At 45.3% G+C, this 22,144-nt stretch carries 17 protein-coding genes; 11 read left to right on the top strand and 6 right to left on the bottom strand.

Going from position 1 to position 22,144, the window contains the following annotated elements:
* Positions 1-447: 447 nt before the first annotated feature.
* Entirely contained in the window at positions 448-2,250 is a 1,803-nt protein-coding gene (gene rpsA, locus HQ43_RS07315) for a 30S ribosomal protein S1 (RefSeq protein WP_036791675.1), read from the bottom strand.
* Positions 2,251-2,475: 225 nt separating this feature from the next.
* Between rpsA and ftsA the strand changes: the two genes are divergently transcribed.
* From ftsA to HQ43_RS07300, 3 genes are read left to right on the top strand one after another with little or no spacing between them, the layout of a single operon-like run.
* On the top strand, positions 2,476-3,924 hold the full coding sequence (gene ftsA / locus HQ43_RS07310; RefSeq protein ID WP_036791673.1) for a cell division protein FtsA: 1,449 nt from the start codon (positions 2,476-2,478) through the stop codon (positions 3,922-3,924).
* A gap of 21 nt (positions 3,925-3,945) precedes the next feature.
* Entirely contained in the window at positions 3,946-5,325 is a 1,380-nt protein-coding gene (gene ftsZ, locus HQ43_RS07305) for a cell division protein FtsZ (protein WP_052103136.1), read from the top strand.
* A 59-nt stretch (positions 5,326-5,384) separates the two neighbouring features.
* Positions 5,385-5,834, top strand: coding sequence for a GatB/YqeY domain-containing protein (locus tag HQ43_RS07300; RefSeq protein WP_036791671.1), 450 nt, complete (start codon positions 5,385-5,387; stop codon positions 5,832-5,834).
* A 751-nt stretch (positions 5,835-6,585) separates the two neighbouring features.
* On the opposite strand, the gene HQ43_RS07295 is transcribed toward HQ43_RS07300, so the two are convergent.
* From HQ43_RS07295 to HQ43_RS07280, 4 genes are all read right to left on the bottom strand, one after another.
* Positions 6,586-7,464 (bottom strand): DNA alkylation repair protein, encoded by an 879-nt coding sequence (locus HQ43_RS07295; protein ID WP_235305957.1) that lies wholly within the window; start codon positions 7,462-7,464, stop codon positions 6,586-6,588.
* Between the two features lie 18 nt (positions 7,465-7,482).
* Positions 7,483-7,974, bottom strand: coding sequence for a GNAT family N-acetyltransferase (locus HQ43_RS07290; protein WP_036791668.1), 492 nt, complete (start codon positions 7,972-7,974; stop codon positions 7,483-7,485).
* Between the two features lie 244 nt (positions 7,975-8,218).
* The gene (locus tag HQ43_RS07285) at positions 8,219-8,893 is read right to left on the bottom strand and encodes an OmpA family protein (RefSeq protein ID WP_036791665.1); all 675 of its coding nucleotides are present in this window, start codon (positions 8,891-8,893) and stop codon (positions 8,219-8,221) included.
* 71 nt (positions 8,894-8,964) lie between these two features.
* Entirely contained in the window at positions 8,965-9,294 is a 330-nt protein-coding gene (locus HQ43_RS07280; RefSeq protein WP_036791662.1) for a hypothetical protein, read from the bottom strand.
* Between the two features lie 344 nt (positions 9,295-9,638).
* On the opposite strand from HQ43_RS07280, the gene purH reads away from it, so the two are divergent.
* From purH to HQ43_RS09540, 8 genes are all read left to right on the top strand, one after another.
* Positions 9,639-11,150, top strand: coding sequence for a bifunctional phosphoribosylaminoimidazolecarboxamide formyltransferase/IMP cyclohydrolase (purH, locus tag HQ43_RS07275; RefSeq protein WP_036792744.1), 1,512 nt, complete (start codon positions 9,639-9,641; stop codon positions 11,148-11,150).
* Between the two features lie 42 nt (positions 11,151-11,192).
* Positions 11,193-12,212 carry a rod shape-determining protein gene (locus HQ43_RS07270; protein ID WP_036791659.1) on the top strand — a complete coding sequence of 340 codons (1,020 nt, stop codon included), beginning with the start codon at positions 11,193-11,195 and terminating at the stop codon, positions 12,210-12,212.
* Between the two features lie 24 nt (positions 12,213-12,236).
* Positions 12,237-13,088 carry a rod shape-determining protein MreC gene (mreC, locus tag HQ43_RS07265; RefSeq protein ID WP_036791655.1) on the top strand — a complete coding sequence of 284 codons (852 nt, stop codon included), beginning with the start codon at positions 12,237-12,239 and terminating at the stop codon, positions 13,086-13,088.
* A gap of 18 nt (positions 13,089-13,106) precedes the next feature.
* Positions 13,107-13,628 (top strand): hypothetical protein, encoded by a 522-nt coding sequence (locus HQ43_RS07260; RefSeq protein ID WP_036791651.1) that lies wholly within the window; start codon positions 13,107-13,109, stop codon positions 13,626-13,628.
* Positions 13,625-15,508: a penicillin-binding transpeptidase domain-containing protein gene (locus HQ43_RS07255; protein WP_036791648.1), complete on the top strand. Its 1,884-nt coding sequence runs from the start codon at positions 13,625-13,627 to the stop codon at positions 15,506-15,508. The genes HQ43_RS07260 and HQ43_RS07255 overlap by 4 nt, the downstream gene beginning before the upstream one ends.
* Entirely contained in the window at positions 15,483-16,925 is a 1,443-nt protein-coding gene (gene rodA / locus HQ43_RS07250; protein WP_036791645.1) for a rod shape-determining protein RodA, read from the top strand. The genes HQ43_RS07255 and rodA overlap by 26 nt, the downstream gene beginning before the upstream one ends.
* 53 nt (positions 16,926-16,978) lie before the next feature.
* Complete coding sequence (locus HQ43_RS07245) at positions 16,979-18,850, top strand: ABC-F family ATP-binding cassette domain-containing protein (RefSeq protein WP_036791642.1); 1,872 nt, start codon at positions 16,979-16,981, stop codon at positions 18,848-18,850.
* 106 nt (positions 18,851-18,956) lie between these two features.
* Entirely contained in the window at positions 18,957-20,357 is a 1,401-nt protein-coding gene (locus HQ43_RS09540; RefSeq protein WP_052089816.1) for a DUF3078 domain-containing protein, read from the top strand.
* Between the two features lie 1,051 nt (positions 20,358-21,408).
* On the opposite strand, the gene HQ43_RS07230 is transcribed toward HQ43_RS09540, so the two are convergent.
* Complete coding sequence (locus HQ43_RS07230; protein ID WP_036791635.1) at positions 21,409-21,660, bottom strand: DUF4248 domain-containing protein; 252 nt, start codon at positions 21,658-21,660, stop codon at positions 21,409-21,411.
* Positions 21,661-22,144: the final 484 nt, after the last annotated feature.

The following is a 22,144-nucleotide window of genomic DNA, read 5'->3' as shown; positions in this document are numbered from 1 at the left end:
GATAAGTGATAGTCTGTTTTCCGTGTAAAGGTACGGAAATATTTCAATGGGGCTGTTCTGCCCTCTGCCCGCGACAAAGCCCTCCTCTTGGTCGTTCTATTTTTGCTTTTAATCTGTTCACAAAAAGAGTTTAACCCGTTCAAAAGTGGAAGTAAACCTGTAAAGATTTAAGATTCAAGGCTCGATTTGTGGCAATCAAGACTTGAAAAGTGGCAATCAAGACTTGCCATGCAGCTTTCAAGCCTTGATTTCCTCTTCCGAACAGGTTTAGAAAAAGAAATTAAAGTGAATAACCCGATTTTCAAATGGCTTTATCAAAACTCTTGATCCCGAAACGGGAAAGAGGGAAGGAGATTCCTCTGCAAAAGATGCGGGGATATAGAAGGTAAAACAAAAGCCCGATGAAATTGCTTTCACCGGGCTTTTAATATGATGTATAATCTAAGATTATTCTTCGTTACCGCCTAACATCTTTTCGCGAAGAGCTGCGAGCTCTTCAAGATCACCAAGAGTAGATTTTTCTACTGTGGTAGCTGTAGCTGTGAATGCAGGTGCTTGTTCTGCCTTCTTAGCTTCACGGCGTTCCTTAGATGCTTCTTGACGAGCCTTCTTTTGCTCATCTTCAAAGATACGGCTGTGAGAAAGGAAGATACGACGAGCGTCCTTGTTGAACTCGATAACCTTGAATGGAAGTTTCTCGTCCACTTGAGCTTGTGTACCATCTTCTTTTACAAGATGCTTTGGAGTAGCAAAACCTTCTACACCATATTGTAGAGCTACTACTGCACCCTTCTCTATCATTTCTGTGATTACGCCTTCGTGGATAGAACCGACAGTGAATACTGTATCGAATACATCCCATGGGTTCTCTTCCAATTGCTTGTGACCAAGGCTGAGACGGCGGTTTTCCTTGTCGATTTCAAGTACTTTCACTTCTATAGGAGCACCGATCTGAGTAAATTCGCTTGGGTGTTTGATCTTCTTTGTCCAAGATAGATCGGAGATGTGGATAAGACCATCTACACCGTTTTCAAACTCAACAAATACGCCGAAGTTGGTAAAGTTGCGAACCTTAGCTGTATGTTGTGAGCCTACAGGGAATTTCTCTTCGATGTCAGCCCATGGATCCGGCTTAAGTTGCTTGATACCAAGAGACATCTTACGTTCTTCACGGTCGAGAGTAAGCACTACGGCTTCGATCTCATCGCCTACTTTCAAGAACTCTTGTGCGCTGCGCAAGTGTTGTGTCCAAGACATTTCAGATACGTGAACAAGACCTTCCACGCCCGGAGCTATTTCTACAAATGCACCGTAATCTGCCATCACAACCACTTTACCCTTAACCTTGTCGCCCACTTGCAAGTTTGCATCAAGGTTATCCCATGGATGTGGAGTAAGTTGCTTAAGACCAAGTGCGATACGTTTCTTTTCATCGTCGAAGTCGAGGATAACCACGTTGATCTTTTGATCAAGTTGTACCACTTCTTCAGGATGGTTTACACGACCCCAAGAAAGGTCTGTGATATGTACTAAACCATCTACACCGCCAAGGTCGATAAATGCACCGTATGTGGTGATATTCTTAACCACACCTTCGAGAATCTGACCTTTTTCAAGCGTAGATATGATTGCTTTCTTCTGTTGTTCGAGTTCTGCTTCGATAAGAGCCTTGTGAGAAACCACAACGTTCTTGAACTCTTGATTGATCTTCACGATCTTGAACTCCATTGTTTTGCCTACGTAAACATCGAAATCGCGGATCGGCTTCACGTCTATTTGAGATCCCGGCAAGAAAGATTCGATACCGAAGATTTCTACGATCATACCACCACGAGTACGAGACATTACATAACCCTTCACAATTTCGTCGTTCTCCAAAGCTTTGTTCACACGCTCCCAAGAACGTACTGCGCAAGCTTTCTTGTGTGAAAGTACAAGCTGACCCTTCTTGTCTTCTTGGCTTTCGATAAGGACTTCTACTTCGTCGCCTTCTTTTAGGTCCGGATTGTAACGGAACTCTGCATAAGGCACCACGCCTTCGCTCTTGTAGCCGATATTCACGACTACTTCTCTTTTGTTGATAGAGCTTACACGACCTACAACAATCTCTTGCTCTTTAACGGCGCTAAGGGTGTTGTCGTAAGCTTTTTCAACTTCTTCTTTTGGTTGTTCGGAAATAATTGAGCCTTCCTCGAATTGTTCCCAGTTGAAGTCCTCTAAGGGCTTCACGTCTTTGTAAGATTTGTTCATTAACTAAAAATTAAAATTAAGCTTTAGTGAGTTGGACATTATGTTGATTATCCGTGCCACTCAGCACGGCTGCAAAGGTATAGATTTTTTCTGATATAACAATCTATTTCCTGTTTATTCTTAGGGAGTTATGTGCGAATGTAAAAAAAGGGTCGGGAGAGGCTGTTTTTCTTTCCATTTAAGCGAAAAAAATGTATTTTTGTATCACATCAAAACAGACCTCTCATGGAGAATAAAAACATAACCGTAGCGGTAATAGACTTCGGCTCCTCCTCTATAAAAGGGGCTATCGCAACCAAGCGTTTTGAAGGAGGAGCATACACCATAAATATCTTAGCCAATGCAGAAGAACCCACCGATGGCTGCATTCTTCGCGGAACAATATTCAACCTCGAAACCACAGCGCTGAAAGTCCAGTCTCTTCTCAATACGCTCGAACGCCTTACAGGAAAAAAGGTCTCGCGAGTGTACGCCGGGATAGGAGGACAAAGCCTTAGAACGGCACAACATTTGGAGTCGCTCACGTTCGATTCGCCTCACGAAATCACGGATGAAGATGTCGAACAGCTTCGCCAACAAGCCTCCTCTTTCGAGCTTACCGGGTACGAGCTTCTCATGATAGAGTCTCCGGAGTATTATGTCAACAGCCAATACACATCCGATCCGGTCGGAGTGCAGGCGATGAAGCTGGATGCCCGTTTCCGTCTTCTGCTTGCCAAACCGCAAAAGAAGCATAACCTCATATCGGTGCTCACCAATAAGCTCCCTTATGAGATCTGCAACATCGAAATCTCACCGCTTATACTCTCCGACATCTTCCTGACAAACGACAACAAGAAGCTGGGGTGCGTGCTCATCGACCTTGGTGGAGGCAGCACCACAATCTGCGTATACAAGAACGGATTGCTGCAAGGCGTCAGAGTGATACCGCTTGGAGGTCAAAACATAACACAAGACATCACTTCGCTACACATCACTCCGTCAGAGGCGGAAAGGGTCAAATGCTCCGTGGGAACGTGCCAACCGGTTTATGGAGATAAGACTTTCGTAGAGGTCAATACACGAGACAAGCTCTCCACCAAGCAGATCAGCAAGTATGAGATAGACAAATACATCGAAGCGCGTACACAGGAGATCGTGGACAATATCCGGTATCACCTTTGGGAGATGATCAATAAAGGTGAGATAGGAGGCGATATAATCATCACGGGAGGAGCTTCCCAGCTTACCGGACTCACTAAGATGCTATCCGATGCACTGGGTGCAAACGTCCACGAAGCCTCTACCTTGAGCCAACATCTCCAGGTAAGCCCTGCCAACAGAGCCTATATCGCAAAGCCTCATCTGCATCTGCTCTATGCTCTTATCAGTAAAGCGTACGAAGAGTGTATAGAGCCACGCCCCGTGGCAAAGCCGACAGAGATAAAAGAGGTAGCGGTAGAGCCGCAGGGAGCACAGGAAAAAGAAGAGCCGGAAGAGAGCTACGCCACAGAGACGACACCGCAAGCTCAGAAGATAGAGTTCGACGAACCGATAGAAGAGATAGAACCGGAGCCGGAACCGACAAGAGACACCACCTCCTCCGCACAGAAGCAGAAGAAGAAAGGAGGCTTTATGGGTTGGGCAAAGAGCTTTATGGACATCATAACACCTCCGGACGAAACCGAAAATTAATGTATTAGAAGATTATAGCTTATGACAACTACAGATAATCTACTCGATATAAACGGAGACACCATTTCCAATACCTCCCCCATCATAAAGGTGATAGGTGTGGGAGGAGGCGGTGGAAATGCCGTCAATCACATGTATAAAGAGGGCATAGAGCATATCACCTATCTTCTATGTAATACAGACCGGCAACACCTCCAACGCTGTAGCATCCCACACAAACTCTGTATAGGAGAAAATCGGACGCGCGGACTTGGAGCCGGAGATAAGCCAGAAGTGGCAAAAGAAGCCGCAGAAGAGAGCGAAGAAGAGATTCGCAGAGCTCTCAATGACGGCACTCGCATGGCATTTATTACTGCCGGGATGGGTGGCGGAACAGGTACAGGAGCTGCTCCCGTCGTGGCTCGCATCGCCAAAGAGATGGGTATCCTCACCGTGGGGATCGTTACCATTCCGTTCCTTTTTGAGGGACAAGAGAAAATCCTGAAAGCGTTGGACGGACTTGACGAGATGAGTAAAAACATAGACGCGATGCTGGTCATCAACAACGAGCTACTCCGTTTCGTCTACTCCGATCTCAACATCATGAACGCCTTGGATAAGGCTGATGATACGCTCACAATAGCCACACGCTCCATTTCGGACGTCATCACTCGCGACGACATCGTCAATCTCGACTTTGCGGATATTCATACAACGCTCAGCAATGGCGGCGTTGCTATCGTGAGTCATGGGTATGGTTCCGGCAAAAATGCGGTGATAGAGGCGATAGATGCCGCTTTGAACTCTCCCCTTCTCAACTCTGCGAATGTTGCCGAAGCAGGTCGAATCCTTCTGCATGTCTCTTTCTCCAAAGAGAGCGCACCGCAGATGGATGCCATCCAAGAGCAGATAGGAGAGTTTACGGGAAGGCTCAAAGGACGCTACGGATGGATATGGGGCTACGGCTTGGACGAGTCTCTCGGAGACAAGGTCAAGGTTATCATCCTTGCCTCAGGCTTTAGCCTCAAAGATGCGAAGCCGAACATCACGAACGAAAAAGACCTCAACCGCATCCGCGAGTACTACAAGCAGGCGATGGGAGACAGCATTGTTCTGGCGAGCAAGCCGAAGTCTGTCATCTTTGAAGAGGAAGAGCTGGACAACGATATCTTCATCTCCTTTATCCAAGACACTCCGACTCTGCGCCGTGTAGACTCTATGATCGAGCGTTTTCGCACTCCGAAAGAGGGAGCAACGGCAGGTCAGCCATCCGATGGAGGCATAAAGGAGGGAGAGACAGCAGCTTCCGGCTCTGCATCATCCGCATCCGGCACTTCGGACAAAGGGCAAACGGAAGAGAACAAAGAGCACGACAACGATCGTGAGTGGGATTCGGATGTCATCACATTCGGAAAGAAGTAAACCCACACCCCGGTACAACGAAACAATTAACACATACATATAATATATATAAGAGATATATGAGCCTATTCGACACCATAAGCGATGGCATCAAATCTGCCATGCTTGCTAAAGATAAAGTACGCCTTGAAGCACTCAGAGCCGTCAAGAAAGAGTTTTTGGAAGCAAAAACCGCCAAAGGTTCGGACGGTGAACTGACAGACGAAGCCGCCACCAAAATCGTGGCAAAGCTTGCCAAACAACGCACCGAAAGTGCAGAGATCTACCGTACACAAGGCAGAGAAGATCTCGCACAAGAGGAAGAAGCACAGCTTGCGGTACTGCAAGAGTTTCTCCCCAAGCAGCTCTCCATAGAGGAGATAGAAGCACACGTGAAAGCCCTCATAGTCGAACTCGGAGTGGCAGACATGAAAGGCATGGGACGTGTCATGGGTGAAGCATCCAAACGACTCGCCGGACAAGTGGATGGAAAGGTTCTCTCCGAAGTGGTAAAGAAGCTCCTCTCCTAAACAACGCACTCTTGCCGTTTCGGGAGAAAAGGCTCCCCATATACGGTGCGATGCTTCACACAATCGAAGCAAAACAGACGTTCCAAATGCCGAAAGGCAACATCCTATAACGGGCTATCCGATCACACTTTCGGATAGCCCGTTTTTTATCTGAAATCAACCACAAAAAAGCGAGCTTCCCGAAGCGCGTTTTTATATATTCCATACCGAAAAATGCCTACTTTTTTCGGTCTCTCTATTTTGATCGGAGGTGGTGTTTCCGGAGGGGTGCCGAATTTGTTAAATCACCCCGTTTTATTAACACAAATTCCGATACCTGTTTACCCAAAACGGTAAACGAGCATATTCTTTCGGCTTAACGTGTTTAATTTTTCAATGAACACGTTTAGCGATTTCATTTAATACGTTTACCGGATTCAATTAAAGTGTTCAGCCAAAATAGACAAAGCACTAAATATCAAACCATTAAGTATTTTTGGCCTAAAATGACCACGAAAAGGCAAATTTCTTTATTAGGAAACATTCACAAATATAGGCATTAAAATTCACACCTATTAACGCGAAAAAGCCCCATCAAACGGACTGAGAAAAAAATTTTCCCAAATTCGCGATTTCGTCATATCAATTTGAAGACAAAATAGTTACCTCAAAACGACTTCCTCAAAAATGGGAAATTCACCAAAAAATCCCACGTAAGAAGCCCTCAAGACTGCTCTCCATTTTTATATAAAAAGTACCGGAGATTTTGCCCTCAAATATTGCTCTTTTTGCTCAATGTCCTCAATGCCTTTTTAACGATGTATCGCGTCTCTTTTGTATCGCTTTCGGCACACCAACGGGTACAAATCTCTTGCACAAATATCGGGTTACTCTTACTCGCATCATTCAACCAATTTCCGACACTATCCCGAACATATTTTGAGCTGTCCGACTTCAATGGTTCAAGAATCGGCAAAGCCACCTCCGGCGACTCCTTCAAGAGAGGAATATGCTTGCACCAAACGCCACGTGGTCTCGTTGATTCCGTTGAAAATCGACGGATATTTTCATCCAAACTTGAAGTCCAAGAGGACAATATCTCTATACTCGGAAGAAGCTCTTCGGCTATTCGAGGTCTGACGGAAAGCCAGGCAATCTCTCGCACACCGAAGTGCGAATCTGCGGCAAATGGCTTTATCTTCTCCAACAACTCTGCAATGCTCAACGCTTTATCCCTACTGATAAAATATGCCGCCCAGCAACGCACCATATCGGAGAGATGATTACGAAGAAGAGAAAACAGCTGCTCGTCTCCATGCTTTCCGGCTTGCAGCAAAAGCTCTTCACCAATGATTTCACTCATTGTATTATACGAAATTTTAGCGGCGGTATCCACACTTTTCAGTATCGGTTCCAAGTAGTCCGTTCGTCCATTTTGGAGAAGAAAGTTCTCCAGCAGTTTCTTTTGATCTATTGCCAGGCTTTCGGTCAGATTAACTGCTTCTATCTCTCCGGCATTCAGCTTTCTGAGAATAGCCGAAGGGATCTCTTTCATAGAACGTGCGCCCTTTCTATTCTTTATATCTTTATTCTCTCCATTCATCTTACTCATCAGGAAACCGGTTTCGATGTCATAATACCATTCTGCCAAAACTTTCTCTCGAAAATCTCACTTTTCTATCCTGTACAGCATGATATACTCATCCCCTTTCTCTTCAAGAATCTCAAACCCCACTTTTAAGTAGAGCTTCGTAGCATAGTTTGCTTTCTGAACAGAAAGAGACGCTTTCTTGTAGCCTTTTTGAGCGAGCCATTCAAGCATTTGTTTCATCATCTCGGTACCTATTCCACGATTTCGGTACTCTTTGTAAAGTGAGATTGAAAAAGAGGGAGTATCATCGTCTATATGTCCGAAGTCATCGATGATGCGAACCCATACCGCACCCACCACTTTTCCACCCGCTTCAGCCACAAAACATTTATCGTCCGGCTTGCTTCCAAAATCTTCTATGTAGATCTGTAACAGAGGATGTTCTACAATAGACTTGGGTGGAGGAGCTATACCTTCCGGAATAAAAATAGCTTCGTACAGAAACTCTTTCAGCAGAAAATACTCTGCCTCCTTCATCTCTCTTATCTTATATTTTTCTCTATCGGGCATGATTCTTATCGGAATAAAGTGGTACGCCGGCGTTGAATAAAAAATTTTGGATCGAATGCCCCCTTGGGGCAGACTTTAATGGATAGAATTTGTCCTGCTTCATTATCACAAAACAAATCCCCATAACGATGACTAAAAGTAACGAATTTACCGGACTCTCATAAAAGCGACTAAAAAAAGGCTGTAATGAAGGTTTGCCCTTTCATTACAGCCTTTTATCTATTCTAATGGTCGGAACGGAAGATTATAGTTTTCCGCTCTTCGCTTCTTCGATCATCTTTGCATTAGGGAGGATAAACACCTCTACACGGCGGTTTTGAGCGCGACCTTCCACTGTGCTGTTATCGGCAATCGGTTGAGTCAGTCCTACTCCGTAAGAGTTGATACGACCGGAAGCGATACCCTGAGACACCAAAAAGTTGAACACACTTAGTGCACGCTTTTCGGAAAGTTTCTGATTATACTCCGCTCTACCTGTATTATCGGTATGTCCCACAATACGTATATCGGTATCGGGGTGCTCTTTCATGTTGGCAGCAAAACGGGCAAGGGCAGTCTTGGAAGCAGCGTTAAGAGTGCTGGAGTTGGTAGGAAACAGAATGCCGCTATCGAATGTAACACGGATCGCTTCCCCGTTGTTCACGGTCTCTACCTTTGCTTCGGGTATCACCTGTTCCAACTCTTTCTTTTGCTTATCCATCTGCTTGCCGATAAGTCCACCCGCAACACCTCCGACGACAGCACCGATAATGGCACCTACACCCGTGTTCCCGGCAACTTTACCAATGCCCGCACCAACAGCCGCACCTGCTCCGGAGCCAATACTTGTACCTTTCACCATATTATTTGCGCCACAACCGCTAAACATCAGAGCCGTAGCAAGGCAAGAAACGCCTACAATAGATTTCAGATTTTTCATGCTTTATATTCTCTTTTAGGATTATCAAATACCGAAGAGATGGCTCTTCGGGGCTATTTTTCTTCTATCTGTTACTCCTCGTCTTCGAGTGTATCCCGATAATCATCGTCCAAAGCCAAAAACTCTTTAAATGATTCGGGAGAGAGGGGAAAGTCTTCAAAGTCGTCCCTCTTTATGTTTTTAACAACAAAATCGTACAACTCCGTATTCTTCAAAGAGAGAATATCCTCCAGCGCTTCAAGATCCGGATCCTCCTCATCAAAGTAACCGCGAGACTCCAAAAACTCATCCACCAAATCGGTAAGATAGATGATCTTGTCATCATCCAACTGTCGCAACTCCTCGGAAGTGGCATGGGTCAAGATGTAATTGACCATTTCGTCGTCATCGTATGTCTTCATATTTTACTCGTATTGGGATGGTTGTCTCTCGTTATTTACGATATTTTGTACAAGACAAAGGTAAAAATATTTTTCCGACTACTGCACTTTATACCATTCAGAGTAAAGATTTTGACCTGTTTTAGGGGTATCGTGATACGATTACAGGGATCTCTTTTCATCAAAAAACAGATCTGCTCAAGCCATTATTGGGCATCGTTAAGATCTCTTAGGATAATAAGCGTTTTCACCCCTCTCTTTTGAATGGTATTTAGTGTTTATTCGGTGTTGAACTCTGCTGATAAATAGCTATATTTGTGGTTCAGATAAAAGAAAAGTTTATCCCGATACCGTACACAGAACAGATGGAAGTAAAGAACGCAAGAAAAATCAAGAAGGCACTGATATCGGTGTATCACAAGGATCACTTGGATGTCATTCTCGCCAAGCTGAACGCTCTCGATATAGAGATCGTCTCCACAGGGGGAACGGAGGAGTATATCAAACGCTTGGGCTATTCCTGCACTCCGGTGGAAGAGTTGACCAATTACCCCTCGATCTTTGGCGGACGAGTGAAGACTCTTCACCCAAGCATTATGGGTGGGATACTGGCAAGACGTTCCAATGCCGATGATGACAAGCAGTGTGCAATGTACCAGATCCCGCACATAGATCTGGTGATCGTGGATCTCTATCCGTTTGTCGATACGGTAAAGAGCGGTGCGGAGCATCAAGCCATCATAGAGAAGATAGACATAGGCGGTATCTCTTTGATACGGGCTGCTGCAAAAAACTATGCGGATGTCGTACTCTGCCCTTCGATAGCACACTACAAGACGATAGAAGGCATCCTTGAACGTGGCGGCATAACCTCGGAAGAGGAGAGACGTGCCCTGGCAACAGAAGGGTTTAAGCTCTCTGCCATGTATGATGGAGCCATTGCGTCTTACCTCGCAGGGGAAAGCGTTGAGGAGTCCATGCCTTTGAGATATGGAGAGAACCCTCATCAAAAGGCGAGCTTTAGAGGAGATATTGATGCGTTTTTTACCAAACACAACGGGAAAGAGTTGTCCTACAATAATCTTCTCGACATAGATGCTGCTGTCGGGATCATAGAGGAGTTCAGTGCAGAACCGGCTTTTGCCATACTGAAACACAATAACCCCTGCGGATTGGCAACAGGCGAAAATGTCAGAGATGCCTATATGAGAGCACTCTCTTGCGATCCGCTCTCTGCATTCGGAGGCATACTCGTAACCAACAGAGAGGTAGACCTCTCCGCCGCAGAGGAGATAGGCAAACTCTTTTTTGAGGTGATCGTTGCTCCCAAATACTCCGAAGAGGCTCTGAACACTCTTAGGGAGAAAAAGAACAGAATCATTTTGGAACGCAAAGAACACTCTACGCTTCAAGACCATCTGCTTCGCACCTGCCTCAATGGTACTCTCGTACAAGAGAGAAACTGCTCTTCTCAAAGCGAAGAAGATTGCAGGACCGTAACAGAGAAGCAACCGACGGAAGCGGAAATAAGGGATATGCTCTTTGCCAACAAGATTGTTAAGCACTGTAAGAGCAATGCAATAGTTTTGGCTAAAGACGGACAGCTGTATGCCGCAGGTGTCGGACAAACTTCAAGAATAGATTCGCTGAAACAGGCAATAGAGAAAGCGGAGCGCTTCGGCTTCTCTTTGCAAGGGGCTGTACTGGCTTCGGATGCGTTCTTTCCGTTTAGCGACTGCGTGGAAGAGGCTCACAAAGCCGGCATAACAGCAATCATACAACCCGGAGGCTCTGTCAGAGACGAAGAGTCGGTGGCTGCCTGCAACAACTTCGGTATAGCCATGTGCTTTACCGGAACAAGGCATTTCAAGCATTAAAAGGAAAAGAATAACAAGAATACACAGACACAGAGAAAAGATATGGGCTTTTTTTCATTCAAACATGAGTTGGCTATGGACTTGGGGACTGCTAATACCGTCATCATTCATGATGGAAAGGTGGTGGTGGATCAGCCCTCCTATGTCACGATCAATAAGAAGACAGACAAAGTGGAGGCTGTGGGAGATATGGCTTACAGCAACTTTGAAAAGGAGAATAACGATCTGCGTTCCATTCGTCCCTTGAGAGACGGTGTGGTGGCAGACTTGGAAGCGTGTCAGGTGATGATACGCGAACTGATCAGAAAGGCTATTCCGGGAAGAGGATTTCTTCCAAGATCTTTGAAGATCGTCATCTGTATCCCTTCCGGCAGTACCGACGTGGAGGTCCGAGCCGTAAAGGAGGCTGCAGAGAAAGCCGGCGCCAATGAGGTGTATCTGATACACGAACCAATGGCAGCAGCAATAGGAATAGGACTGAACGTTCTGGATCCGATGGGTAACATGGTAGTGGATATAGGTGGGGGTACTACCGAAATTGCCGTAATATCTCTCGGTGGTATCGTTTCCAATAAGTCCATAAAGGTTGCCGGTGATGAGCTCACGAACGATATAGTGAACTTCATGAAGACGGAACACAATATGAGGATAGGTGAACGTACGGCAGAACAGATCAAGAAGAGTGTCGGCTCTGCTTTGATCAACCTTGAAAATCCGCCCGAAGAGTTTGAGGTGTGCGGACAAGATCAGGTAGGCATACTTCCGAAGATCATAAAGGTGAGCCACAAGGATATTGCCGAATGTTGGGAAAAGTCCATACTGAAAATAGAAACCGCCATAGAGAATGCTCTTGACAACACTGCGCCTGAGCTGTATGCAGACATCGTTCGCAACGGAGTCTATCTTGCAGGCGGTGGTGCTCTTATCAAGGGATTGGACAAACGTTTCTCCAACAAGTTCAAGATACCTTTCCATGTGGCGGAAGATCCTCTTCACATGGTTTCCATGGGGACATACGAAGCTCTTAAGAACACAAGCAAATACAGACTGCTTATAAAGTAAGCGGAATAAAGCCTCTGCTCCGAAGTGCATAAACTCTTTGAACTCCTAAGGAGAAATATACATGTCTTGCTGTTTGTTCTTCTTGAGATCATAGCAGTGACGTTGATGTATAACAGAAACAACTACCACGGAAGTGTTCTCTTCGGCACATCTAACCGGCTGGTAGGGTATGTCATGTCTTATAAAGGGGAGTTCGATAAGTATAGAGGGCTGCATGATGCAAACTTGGAGCTGATGCGTTCCAATGCTGAACTGGAGAAAGAGCTGCTGAAACTGAATGCAACCATAGAGCGATATAAGGTAGACAGCCTTTCGTATAATACGGTCTTTGCAACGGAAGAGAATCCGGCATCCGATTTTGAGTACTCTGTTGCCGAAGTGGTGGGGCATACAAACCTCACCAAGACAATCTATCTTACAATAAATAAAGGTAGTCGGGATGGGGTCAAACTCGATATGGGCGTTCTTTCAACCAAGGGAGTTGTGGGATCTGTTGTGGCTGTTGGAACACATTTTTCCAAAGTACTTCCTTTGATCAATAACTCTTTCTCTCTGAGTTGTAAACTTTCCAATCAGGAGTATTTGGGTAGTCTTCAATGGGATGGAGAAGATTTGACACACTCCGTGCTTACCAGATTGCCCAAACATCTTTCCTATACACCCGGAGATACGGTGCTGACAAGTGGTTACTCCACAATCTTTCCGAAAGGTCTCTTTGTCGGTATCGTGGAGGGAGAGACCAAGTCCACGGATGACAACTTCCTATCTCTTCGGGTAAAGTTGGCTACCGATTTCGAGAGACTCCGATACGTATATATGGTGGAGAATATACACAAGTTTGAGAGGGATAGCCTGGATAAGGTTTCTATCAAATAGGATAAAGCTTTTCGTGAAATGTGGCGAAAAATCTCACTTCTGCTTCTTCAGCTGCTGCTGTTTGTGCTGCTTCAAGCTCTGTTCTTCAATCATATCAGAGTGTATCAGTATGCACTCCCTTTGGTCTATCTCTATCCCATATTCTCGGCCAGTGTAAAACTACCGCGCTGGAGCATTATCCTTTCAGCTTCTCTTGCCGGACTGCTGTTGGATGTATTCATGAATACCATGGGGATAAACATGTTTGCCGCAACCATTGTGGCATTTCTGCGCAGACCGTTCCTGCTCATCTTTATGGATGAAGAGGAGTTGGAAGAAGGGACAGGAAGGCCTGATACAAAAAGCTTAAAGCTGACGGGGTATCTTTTATACCTTCTCTTCTTTGTTACTCTGCTTGTGTCTCTCACCCTTTTTACGGAAGCATTCTCTGTCTACATGTTTTCCCATCTGCCGCCCTATATTATAGGGACATCACTTCTGAGTATTCTCGTTACTCTTATCTTCCACTACTTCAATACCAGAGCTAACAAGCTGAAATGAGAAAGTCAAATCCCAGATTTGCCATCCGTAAGGTGTACATAGGGCTGGGGTTTACTCTGGTCATCCTGTTCTTTATATATCGTCTGTTTTATCTGCAGCTTCTCTCCGATGAGTACAAGATAAAAGCAGACGGTAATGCTTTCTACGAAAAGATAATCCACCCGTCGCGTGGAATGATATACGATGCCAAAGGAAAGCTTGTGGTGTATAATAAGTCCTCATCGAATATCATGGTTGTAACCAAAGAGGTTACTCCTTTCGATACGTTGGAGCTTGCACGGATACTGAATGTCGAGCCGGAGTATATTGCTCAACGTTTTGTGGAGATCCGAGATAAGAAAAAAAACAGAGGTTATACCCCTTTTCTTCCTCAGCTCCTTATCTCACAAATCTCGGATCAAGAGGTTGCGCTGCTACAAGAAAAGCTGTATCGTTTTCCCGGATTCAGTATAGAGAGTCGTACCGTTCGAGATTACAATCAGCCTGTTGCCGCTCTCATTCTTGGCTCCATAGGCGAAGTTCAACCCGAAGATATAGAGCGAGACCCCTACTATATTCCGGGAGACTATTCCGGTCGTACCGGATTGGAGGCGAGCTATGAGAAAATACTGAGAGGCATAAAAGGAGTAGAAGTTCTTCTTAGAGACTCCAAAGGTCGCATACAAGGGAAATATAAAAACGGGGAGTTGGATAAAGAGGTGGTCTCAGGGCATGACCTGCATCTCGGACTCGATATAGAACTCCAAGCATACGGCGAGAAACTGATGCTGGGAAAGCGAGGAGCAATAGTAATGATCGAGCCTGAGACAGGGCTTGTACGCTGTATGGTTTCGGCTCCATCCTTCAACCCCGGTATGCTTGTAGGCAAAGAGAGAGGTAAGAATCACAATCTGTTAGCCAAAGATACTCATAAGCCGCTCTTTAATAGAGCGATTATGGGAACTTATCCTCCCGGATCTACCTTCAAACTGGCACAGGGAGCAGTCTTTTTGGCTGAGAATGTCATCACGCCTAACACCGTTTACAGCTGTCATGGCGGTTATCCTTTGCTCGGCGGACGCCCCAAATGCCACCCTCATGGCTCTCCCTTGAGTATAGTTCCGGCTATCGCGACTTCATGTAATGCCTTTTTCTGTTGGGGGCTGCGAGCGATGTTGGAAAACAAATCCAAGTATGGATCTATCCAAAACAGCTTCGACATTTGGAAAGATCACATGGTTGCAATGGGATTCGGTTATCCTCTAAAAGTGGATCTGCCCGGAGAGAAAAGAGGATATATACCCAATAGTCAGGTCTACGATAATATTTTCAAGAAACAGTGGAACTCATCCTCCATTATCTCTATCTCCATTGGACAAGGTGAGATACTTACCACTCCACTACAAATAGCCAATTTAGCCACAATCATTGCCAACAAAGGACATTTCTATACTCCTCATCTTGTCGAACGCATAGATGGATTGCCTGCTGATACGCTTCATGTAGAAAGAAGAAGTACCAAGATGCCGGTGGGCATCTTCCAATATCTTGATCAGGGAATGGCGGCAGCAGTAACCGGAGGTACGTGCAGAAAAGCAGCAATACCGGGCATCGAAGTATGTGGCAAGACCGGGACAGCAGAGAATGCCCATGGAGAAGACCACTCCATATTTATGGGATATGCCCCGAGAAACGCTCCCAAGATTGCGATCTGCGTCTATGTCGAAAATGCCGGCTTTGGAGCATCTTTTGCCGTACCGATAGCCCGACTTATGATGGAGAAGTATCTTAAACCCGATGAAGAGCTAAGCCCTGACGGTAAAGCATACGAACAAAAGATGCTCTCTACACAACTCATCCCAATACACCCGGAATATGGAGGACAAAATAAATCCCTTTAAGCAGCTGGACTATATCACTCTGCTTGTATATATACTGCTTGTGGCTGTGGGATGGTTTACCATAGCCTCTGCTACCTATGAGATGGACAATGCTCCACTGTTGGATTTCAGCGGCAGAGCAGGAGCGCAGCTGATTTGGATAGGAGCAACTCTGCTCATAGGCGGAGCATTGATGTTTATAGATCTGAATCTGATCAAGTCCTCTTCTTTCTATCTCTATGTCCTGATGCTTTTTGTGCTGCTGCTCACCATATTTATAGCTCCGGAAATTAAGGGTTCTCGTTCATGGATTGCCATCGGTTCGTTTCGGATACAGCCTGCGGAGTTTAGCAAGATGGTTACAGCGATGGCATTGGCAGCATGGATGGCAAGATACGAATTCGATCTCCGCAGCAGAAAAGAGTTTTTTGTGGCAGTCCTCATTGTTTTTGCCCCGATTCTTTTAATCATCGGACAGAATGAAACCGGCTCTGCCGTGGCTTTCTTCGGACTCATTCTTGTCTTTTATCGTGAAGGGTTAAGTGCTCTTTACCTTCTTCTCATCACGTTCGTTGCCTCTTTCGTGATATTGTCTATCCGCTTTTCGGGAGAAAATATAGGTGGCACCTATCTTGGTCTTCTCTTCTGTTTTTCACTCTTGTATATTGTATCTGCCATCCTGGCTCTTCGCTATGTACGAGTAAGAAGACTATGGATACTGTGCCTTGGCATTCCGGTTGTTGCGGCTATCGGTTTCGGCATCGCCTCTTTCTTTATGCCTGTAAACTGGGCATGGGTTCCGATCTCTTCCGGTATCATATTCGCCATCATCGGAGGCCTGAACTATCTCTTTCGCAGACATCTTCCAAGCCTGCTCATTGTCGGCTTCATGCTCTCTTCCGTTGCCATATATTCGAGTGTCGATTACTTCTTTTACAATATCCTCCAGCCTCACCAGCAGATCCGTATTCGCAGTTCGTTGGGGATGGAAGACGATCCGAAAGGGATTGGATATAATGTCAATCAGTCCAAGATAGCTATCGGCTCCGGAGGACTCTTGGGCAAAGGATTTCACAACGGAACACAAACCAAGCTGAAATACGTACCGGAGCAGGAGACAGACTTTATCTTCTCTACCATCGGAGAGGAACAAGGATTTGTGGGAGCATCTGCCGTACTTCTCCTCTTCCTGTTTTTGGTTTGGCGGTTGCTGATAGTGGCAGATCGTCAATCCACTATATATGGCAGGGTCTACGGCTATTCTGTGGCATCATTCTTTATCATACATATTGTTATCAATATCGGCATGGTTCTCGGCATCACTCCCGTCATAGGCATTCCCCTTCCGTTCTTCAGTTATGGAGGCTCCTCCATGCTCAGCTTCTCTTTGCTCATCTTTCTTCTCCTTAAGATAGACTCGGCAAACAAGCCTCACTGATACGCTTTCAACTCTTTTTACCCTCTAAAGATCCAATAAATACGATACTCAAAATGGCAAATCCGTACCTACAAGTAGAAGATCTCACCAAGTCTTTCGGCAGTCTGTTGCTCTTTCAGGACATCTCTTTTGGCATTGCCGAAGGGCAACGCATAGGGCTGATTGCAAAAAACGGAACAGGGAAGACTACTCTGATGAATATTTTGGCAGGTAAAGAGGGCTACGATAGCGGGAATATTACCTATCGGAACGATCTTCGTGTAGGATACTTGGAGCAAGATCCGCACTACCCGGCAGACCTTACCGTATTGGAAGCATGCTTCATGCACGGCAACGAAACGGTGAACCTCATCCGCGAATATGAGCATTGCATGCAGACAAAAGGGCATCCCGGAATGGAGGAGCTGCTATCACGGATGGATGCCGCAGGGGCTTGGGAGTACGAGCAACAAGCCAAGCAGATACTTTCGCAGCTTAAAATCACCGATCTTGACCAAAAGATCGGAACACTTTCCGGCGGTCAGCTCAAGCGTGTAGCCCTTGCCAATGTCCTTATCACAGAGCCGGATCTGCTCTTTTTGGACGAGCCGACCAACCATTTGGACCTTGAAATGACGGAATGGTTGGAGAATCACCTCTCACGGACACGCATCAGTCTGCTCATGGTAACGCACGACAGATATTTTCTGGACAGGGTCTGCTCCGAAATCATAGAGATAGACCACAAGCAGCTCTACCAATACAAAGGCAATTACAGCTATTATCTCGAAAAGAGAGAAGAGCGCATGGAAGCAAAAAGTGCAGAGATAGAGCGAGCCAACAACCTCTACCGCACCGAGCTGGAGTGGATGAGACGAATGCCTCAAGCCAGAGGACACAAAGCAAGATACCGCGAAGAAGCATTCTACGAGCTGGAAAAAGTGGCAAAGCAACGCTTCCAAAACGAAGAAGTAAAGCTCTCAGTGAAAGCCTCTTATATCGGCAGTAAAATCTTTGAAGCAGAAAATCTCTGCAAAAGATTCGGAGACCGCATCATACTTGACCGGTTCTCCTACATCTTTGCCCGCTATGAAAAGCTCGGCATTGTCGGCAACAACGGAACGGGAAAGTCCACATTTCTCAAAATTCTCTTGGGAGAGATCTTGCCGGACAGCGGTAGTTTAGAGATAGGCGAGACCGTCAGATTCGGGTACTACTCTCAAGCCGGACTCTCTTTCAACGAAGAGATGAAGGTGATAGACGTCATTCAGGAGATAGCCGAAGTGATAGAGTTGGGCAACGGGAAGCATCTCACCGCCTCTCAGTTTCTACAACACTTTCTCTTCTCTCCCGAAGCGCAGCACAGCTATGTACACAAGCTGAGTGGAGGAGAAAAAAGAAGACTCTATCTCTGTACCGTGCTGATGCGTAATCCCAACTTCCTCATACTGGATGAGCCTACGAACGATCTCGACATCATGACACTCAACATCCTCGAAGAGTATCTCCGTGAGTTCAAAGGCTGTGTCATCGTGGTCTCTCACGACAGATATTTCATGGACAAAGTGGTAGATCACCTGATGGTATTCAACGGTCAGGGAGACATTCGAGACTTTCCGGGCAACTACACACAGTATCGGGAGTGGCAGGAAGCCCGCAAACAGCACGAGAAAGAAAACACCAAGCCGAAAGAAGAAAAAGTCGCACGCATCCGCCTGAACGATAAGCGCAAGCTCTCCTATAACGAAAAGAAAGAGCTGGAAAGACTGGAAACAGAGATTGCCGCTCTCGAATCCGAAAAAGAAGAGATAGAAACAGCTCTTTGCAGTGGAACATTGGATATTGATACTCTCACGAAGCACTCCATACGTCTTCCGGAATTATCCGACGAGATAGACGAAAAGACATTGCGATGGATGGAACTGAGTGAGATAGAGCAAAGTTAGCAGAGCAGAGCAACTATCTTTTGTATATTTATTGTAACTTTGTGGCGAAAAGCACAGACTAAATACAACTAAATCCGGAAACACACATCCCAAAAGATCGTAAGTTATGAGACTGATATTTAGAAAAATTCCAGCTGTATTGTTGCTGGTTCTATCTCTCCATGCACTCAATATCACAGCCCAAAATAGCGAGACACCTCCCCCACCGTTACGGAATAGCTCCTCCTCCATTGCAGAGATTCTATCCAAGCAGATCGTTCCGATTCCGGAGGGATACACCTATAAAGACACAACGATATTCTCTCAGCTGTTTCTCCCTATCGTATTCGACATCAATAAGATGTGGGACGAAAGAGCATTCTCTCAAACCGTAGAAACACAAAAGGAACAGGGATACAAGCTGCTCAATACACCTTCGGCACTTTCTCTGGTAGCTGTTGCAGACTCACTCTCCATAGAGCCGGCCGCTCCGGTAAGCTCGTTTGTAACATCGTGGCAGAATGGCAAATCTTTCCTTCGAGACTTTATGGCATCCAACGTGGCTCTCGTAAACATGACATCCGAAATGCTTCCGAAAGCCATCACCCTCGAAAAAGTGGATGCCGTGAAGTATGACAACCGTTTTGAGGTAAAGCAAGGACCCGCGATCTCTGCACAGGAAGAAAATTTCGAGACGGCAAAAGTAGACCCTATCTACTGGATCAAAGGTTTTGAAAGTACCATCCAATTCTCCCAGAACCATATCTCCAAGAACTGGCACAAGGGAGGAACAAGCAACCTGAACATCTTTGCCCGAAACTTCTTTAGCTTGAGCTATGTCAAAAACAAAGTGAAGTGGACCAATGAATTGGAGTCTAAAATCGGGATCTACAACGCTCCAAACGATACCGTAAACAAGTATAAGATCTCCGAAGACCTCCTGCGACTCTACTCCAACTTCGGTATCAAAGCAACCTCCAACTGGTACTACACACTTTCAGGAGAGCTTCGTACCCAGCTGCTTAAAAACAGAAAAGAGAACAGCAAAGACCTTATCACGGCACTCCTCTCCCCTCTTGCTGTGGATGCCGGTCTCGGTATGAAGTACGAGATAGACAAGAGGTTCGACAGTGATAAGTTCAAACGTCTTCGCTTTTCTGCCAATATCGCGCCCTTCTCCGTGAGCTACAAAGCAACCATTAGAGAGGATATAGACAAGGCCCGTGCCGGTCTCAATCCGGATCAGACCTATATCATCGCTTTCGGATCCACGATGCGCGCGGCTCTCAACTTTGATATAAGCCAAACCGTCAACTGGCAAAGCCGATTCTATTATGGTACGACATTCAAGCGCATAGAGACAGAGTGGGAAAACACGCTATCCATATCGCTCAACCGCTACTTCTCTACCCGTCTCAACGTAAACCTCAGATACGATGATGCTGTAAAGAACACCGGCGGACGCTTTAGAGATCTTCTCCAGTTTACAGAGCTGTTTAGCTTCGGCTTCAACTACAAACTGCGTTAAACGCTCTACGGAAAAAGCATAGAAAAGTCCTCTCAAGACAGTGTCTTGGGAGGACTTTTCCATTTTACCCCCTCCTTCAGAGCAACTTCTTTTCCCGTTCCCAAGAAGTCATTCCTTGTACCCTTTCTGCAAACAGAGAGTCCCGGCACAGAAAAAGAAAAGGCAAAAACCGGAAGAGAAAAAAGCGTAAGCAGAGAGCAAACGAAAGTGATTCCGGGACTCTATCTCACAACAGAAACCGATGTCAAGAATAAGGATAATTTGAGACATAAAAACAGGAGTAGTTTCTGCACTTTTCTCCCTCCTCGAAGCCTTCATTTTTATATATTCCATACCGAAAAATGCCCACTTTTTTCCGTCTCTCTATTTTGATCGGAGGGGTCGTTTTCAGAGCAGCACCCAATTTGTTAAATCAGCCTGTTTTATTAACATAAATTCCGATACCTGTTCACTCAAAACACTAAACGAGCATATTCTTTCGGCTTAACGTGTTTAATTTTTCAACGAACACGTTTACCGATTTCATTAAACACGTTTACCGGATTCGGTTAACGTGTTTAGCCAAAACAATCAAAACACTAAACATCAACAGGTTACCTATTTTCACCCTAAAATACCCCTGAAAAGGCAAATTCCCTTATTAGGAAACATTTACAGATGTAGGCGTTAAAATTTACACCTATTAACGCGAAAAAGCCCCATGAAACGGACTGAGAAAAAATTTTTTCCAAATTCGAGATTTTGTCATATCAAGTTGTGGACAAAAGGATTACTCTAAAATGAGTTCCTCAAAAATGAAAAAATCATTCCAAAATCTCATCTAAACAGCCTGACCAGCTACTCTCCATTTTTATATAAAAGCTCCCGGGAAAAAGGGTTGTTTTTTTATCCTCCGAGACAATGCTAAAGAAGATAATTCAGAACTTGCATTTCAACTTTAAGAAAACGAAATAGCCGTGATACAAATCCGATTTTCGGGATTTATATCACGGCTTCTTAAAAACGGGATTGAGTATTTCGGAAAGAGATAAAAGGAAAAAGAAGGGAGGCATTACACGTCCCATGCACCAAGATATTGCTTTAGAAGCTCCAGGTGGGCAGGGAAAAAGCTCCTTTTATTCATCTGCCAGCCGTGCGCTTCCAATGCTTTCTTTAGCTCCGGATACTCTTCGATGTCTCTTCTGAACTTTTGAGAGGCATATCTTGGAGAGTAAGTCGGGTAATAGCATACGGCAACTTCTTTCACGGTCATCACGGCATATTTTGCTTTTTGTCTTTGAATAGTGTTTTGGTTCTGTGTCATGCTGTTTTCTGTTTTACTTAGTTACGATATGATGGTTTTATACAATAGTCTCTCACTCTTTAAGTTTGGAGCCCTTGAAACAGCTCTCAAATCAGAGTCTGTAAACGGCTTGAGTTTTAAGCAACCCGTTTTCTGTCTTTTCTTCAATCTCTTACCGGGAATAACGGATTGAAGAAAAGAGAAGAAAGAGTATGGCAAAAAAATAGAGAGAACAAGCTCTGTCTTCTCCCTCAACGAAACCAAACCATACTTTTTCCGGCTGCGAGGGCTCTCTTTGGCGCCTATTCCGCCCTCTTCCAAAACCTCCTTATATATATAGGTATGGCTTCCGGTGCTTCGCTCTCTTCCTTAAACAGAAAAAGGCAGGCTTTGCAACGCTCATGAGAGTCCCTCTTAAAACTCTTCGTCGCAAAGTTAAGCAGTTATTTCCATTATTGCAACACTTTTCACTTTAAGAGAAAAGAGAGCCGGTTTGACAGGAAAA

The organism is Porphyromonas canoris (genome assembly GCF_000769115.1).
In the GTDB taxonomy this organism is placed as follows: Bacteria; Bacteroidota; Bacteroidia; order Bacteroidales; family Porphyromonadaceae; genus Porphyromonas_A; species Porphyromonas_A canoris.
The sequence above is the reverse complement of the archived record's forward strand: the minus strand, read 5'-3'. Positions and strand labels throughout refer to the sequence as shown.

Coding starts and splice junctions, on each gene's coding strand:
- ftsZ (WP_052103136.1), top strand. CDS start 3,946: ATGACAACTACAGATAATCTACTCGATATAAACGGAGACACCATTTCC.
- HQ43_RS07230 (WP_036791635.1), bottom strand. CDS start 21,660: ATGACACAGAACCAAAACACTATTCAAAGACAAAAAGCAAAATATGCC.
- HQ43_RS07290 (WP_036791668.1), bottom strand. CDS start 7,974: ATGCCCGATAGAGAAAAATATAAGATAAGAGAGATGAAGGAGGCAGAG.
- HQ43_RS07285 (WP_036791665.1), bottom strand. CDS start 8,893: ATGAAAAATCTGAAATCTATTGTAGGCGTTTCTTGCCTTGCTACGGCT.
- HQ43_RS07300 (WP_036791671.1), top strand. CDS start 5,385: ATGAGCCTATTCGACACCATAAGCGATGGCATCAAATCTGCCATGCTT.
- HQ43_RS07270 (WP_036791659.1), top strand. CDS start 11,193: ATGGGCTTTTTTTCATTCAAACATGAGTTGGCTATGGACTTGGGGACT.
- HQ43_RS07280 (WP_036791662.1), bottom strand. CDS start 9,294: ATGAAGACATACGATGACGACGAAATGGTCAATTACATCTTGACCCAT.
- HQ43_RS07255 (WP_036791648.1), top strand. CDS start 13,625: ATGAGAAAGTCAAATCCCAGATTTGCCATCCGTAAGGTGTACATAGGG.
- HQ43_RS07260 (WP_036791651.1), top strand. CDS start 13,107: ATGTGGCGAAAAATCTCACTTCTGCTTCTTCAGCTGCTGCTGTTTGTG.
- purH (WP_036792744.1), top strand. CDS start 9,639: ATGGAAGTAAAGAACGCAAGAAAAATCAAGAAGGCACTGATATCGGTG.
- ftsA (WP_036791673.1), top strand. CDS start 2,476: ATGGAGAATAAAAACATAACCGTAGCGGTAATAGACTTCGGCTCCTCC.
- HQ43_RS07245 (WP_036791642.1), top strand. CDS start 16,979: ATGGCAAATCCGTACCTACAAGTAGAAGATCTCACCAAGTCTTTCGGC.
- rodA (WP_036791645.1), top strand. CDS start 15,483: ATGGAGGACAAAATAAATCCCTTTAAGCAGCTGGACTATATCACTCTG.
- HQ43_RS09540 (WP_052089816.1), top strand. CDS start 18,957: ATGAGACTGATATTTAGAAAAATTCCAGCTGTATTGTTGCTGGTTCTA.
- rpsA (WP_036791675.1), bottom strand. CDS start 2,250: ATGAACAAATCTTACAAAGACGTGAAGCCCTTAGAGGACTTCAACTGG.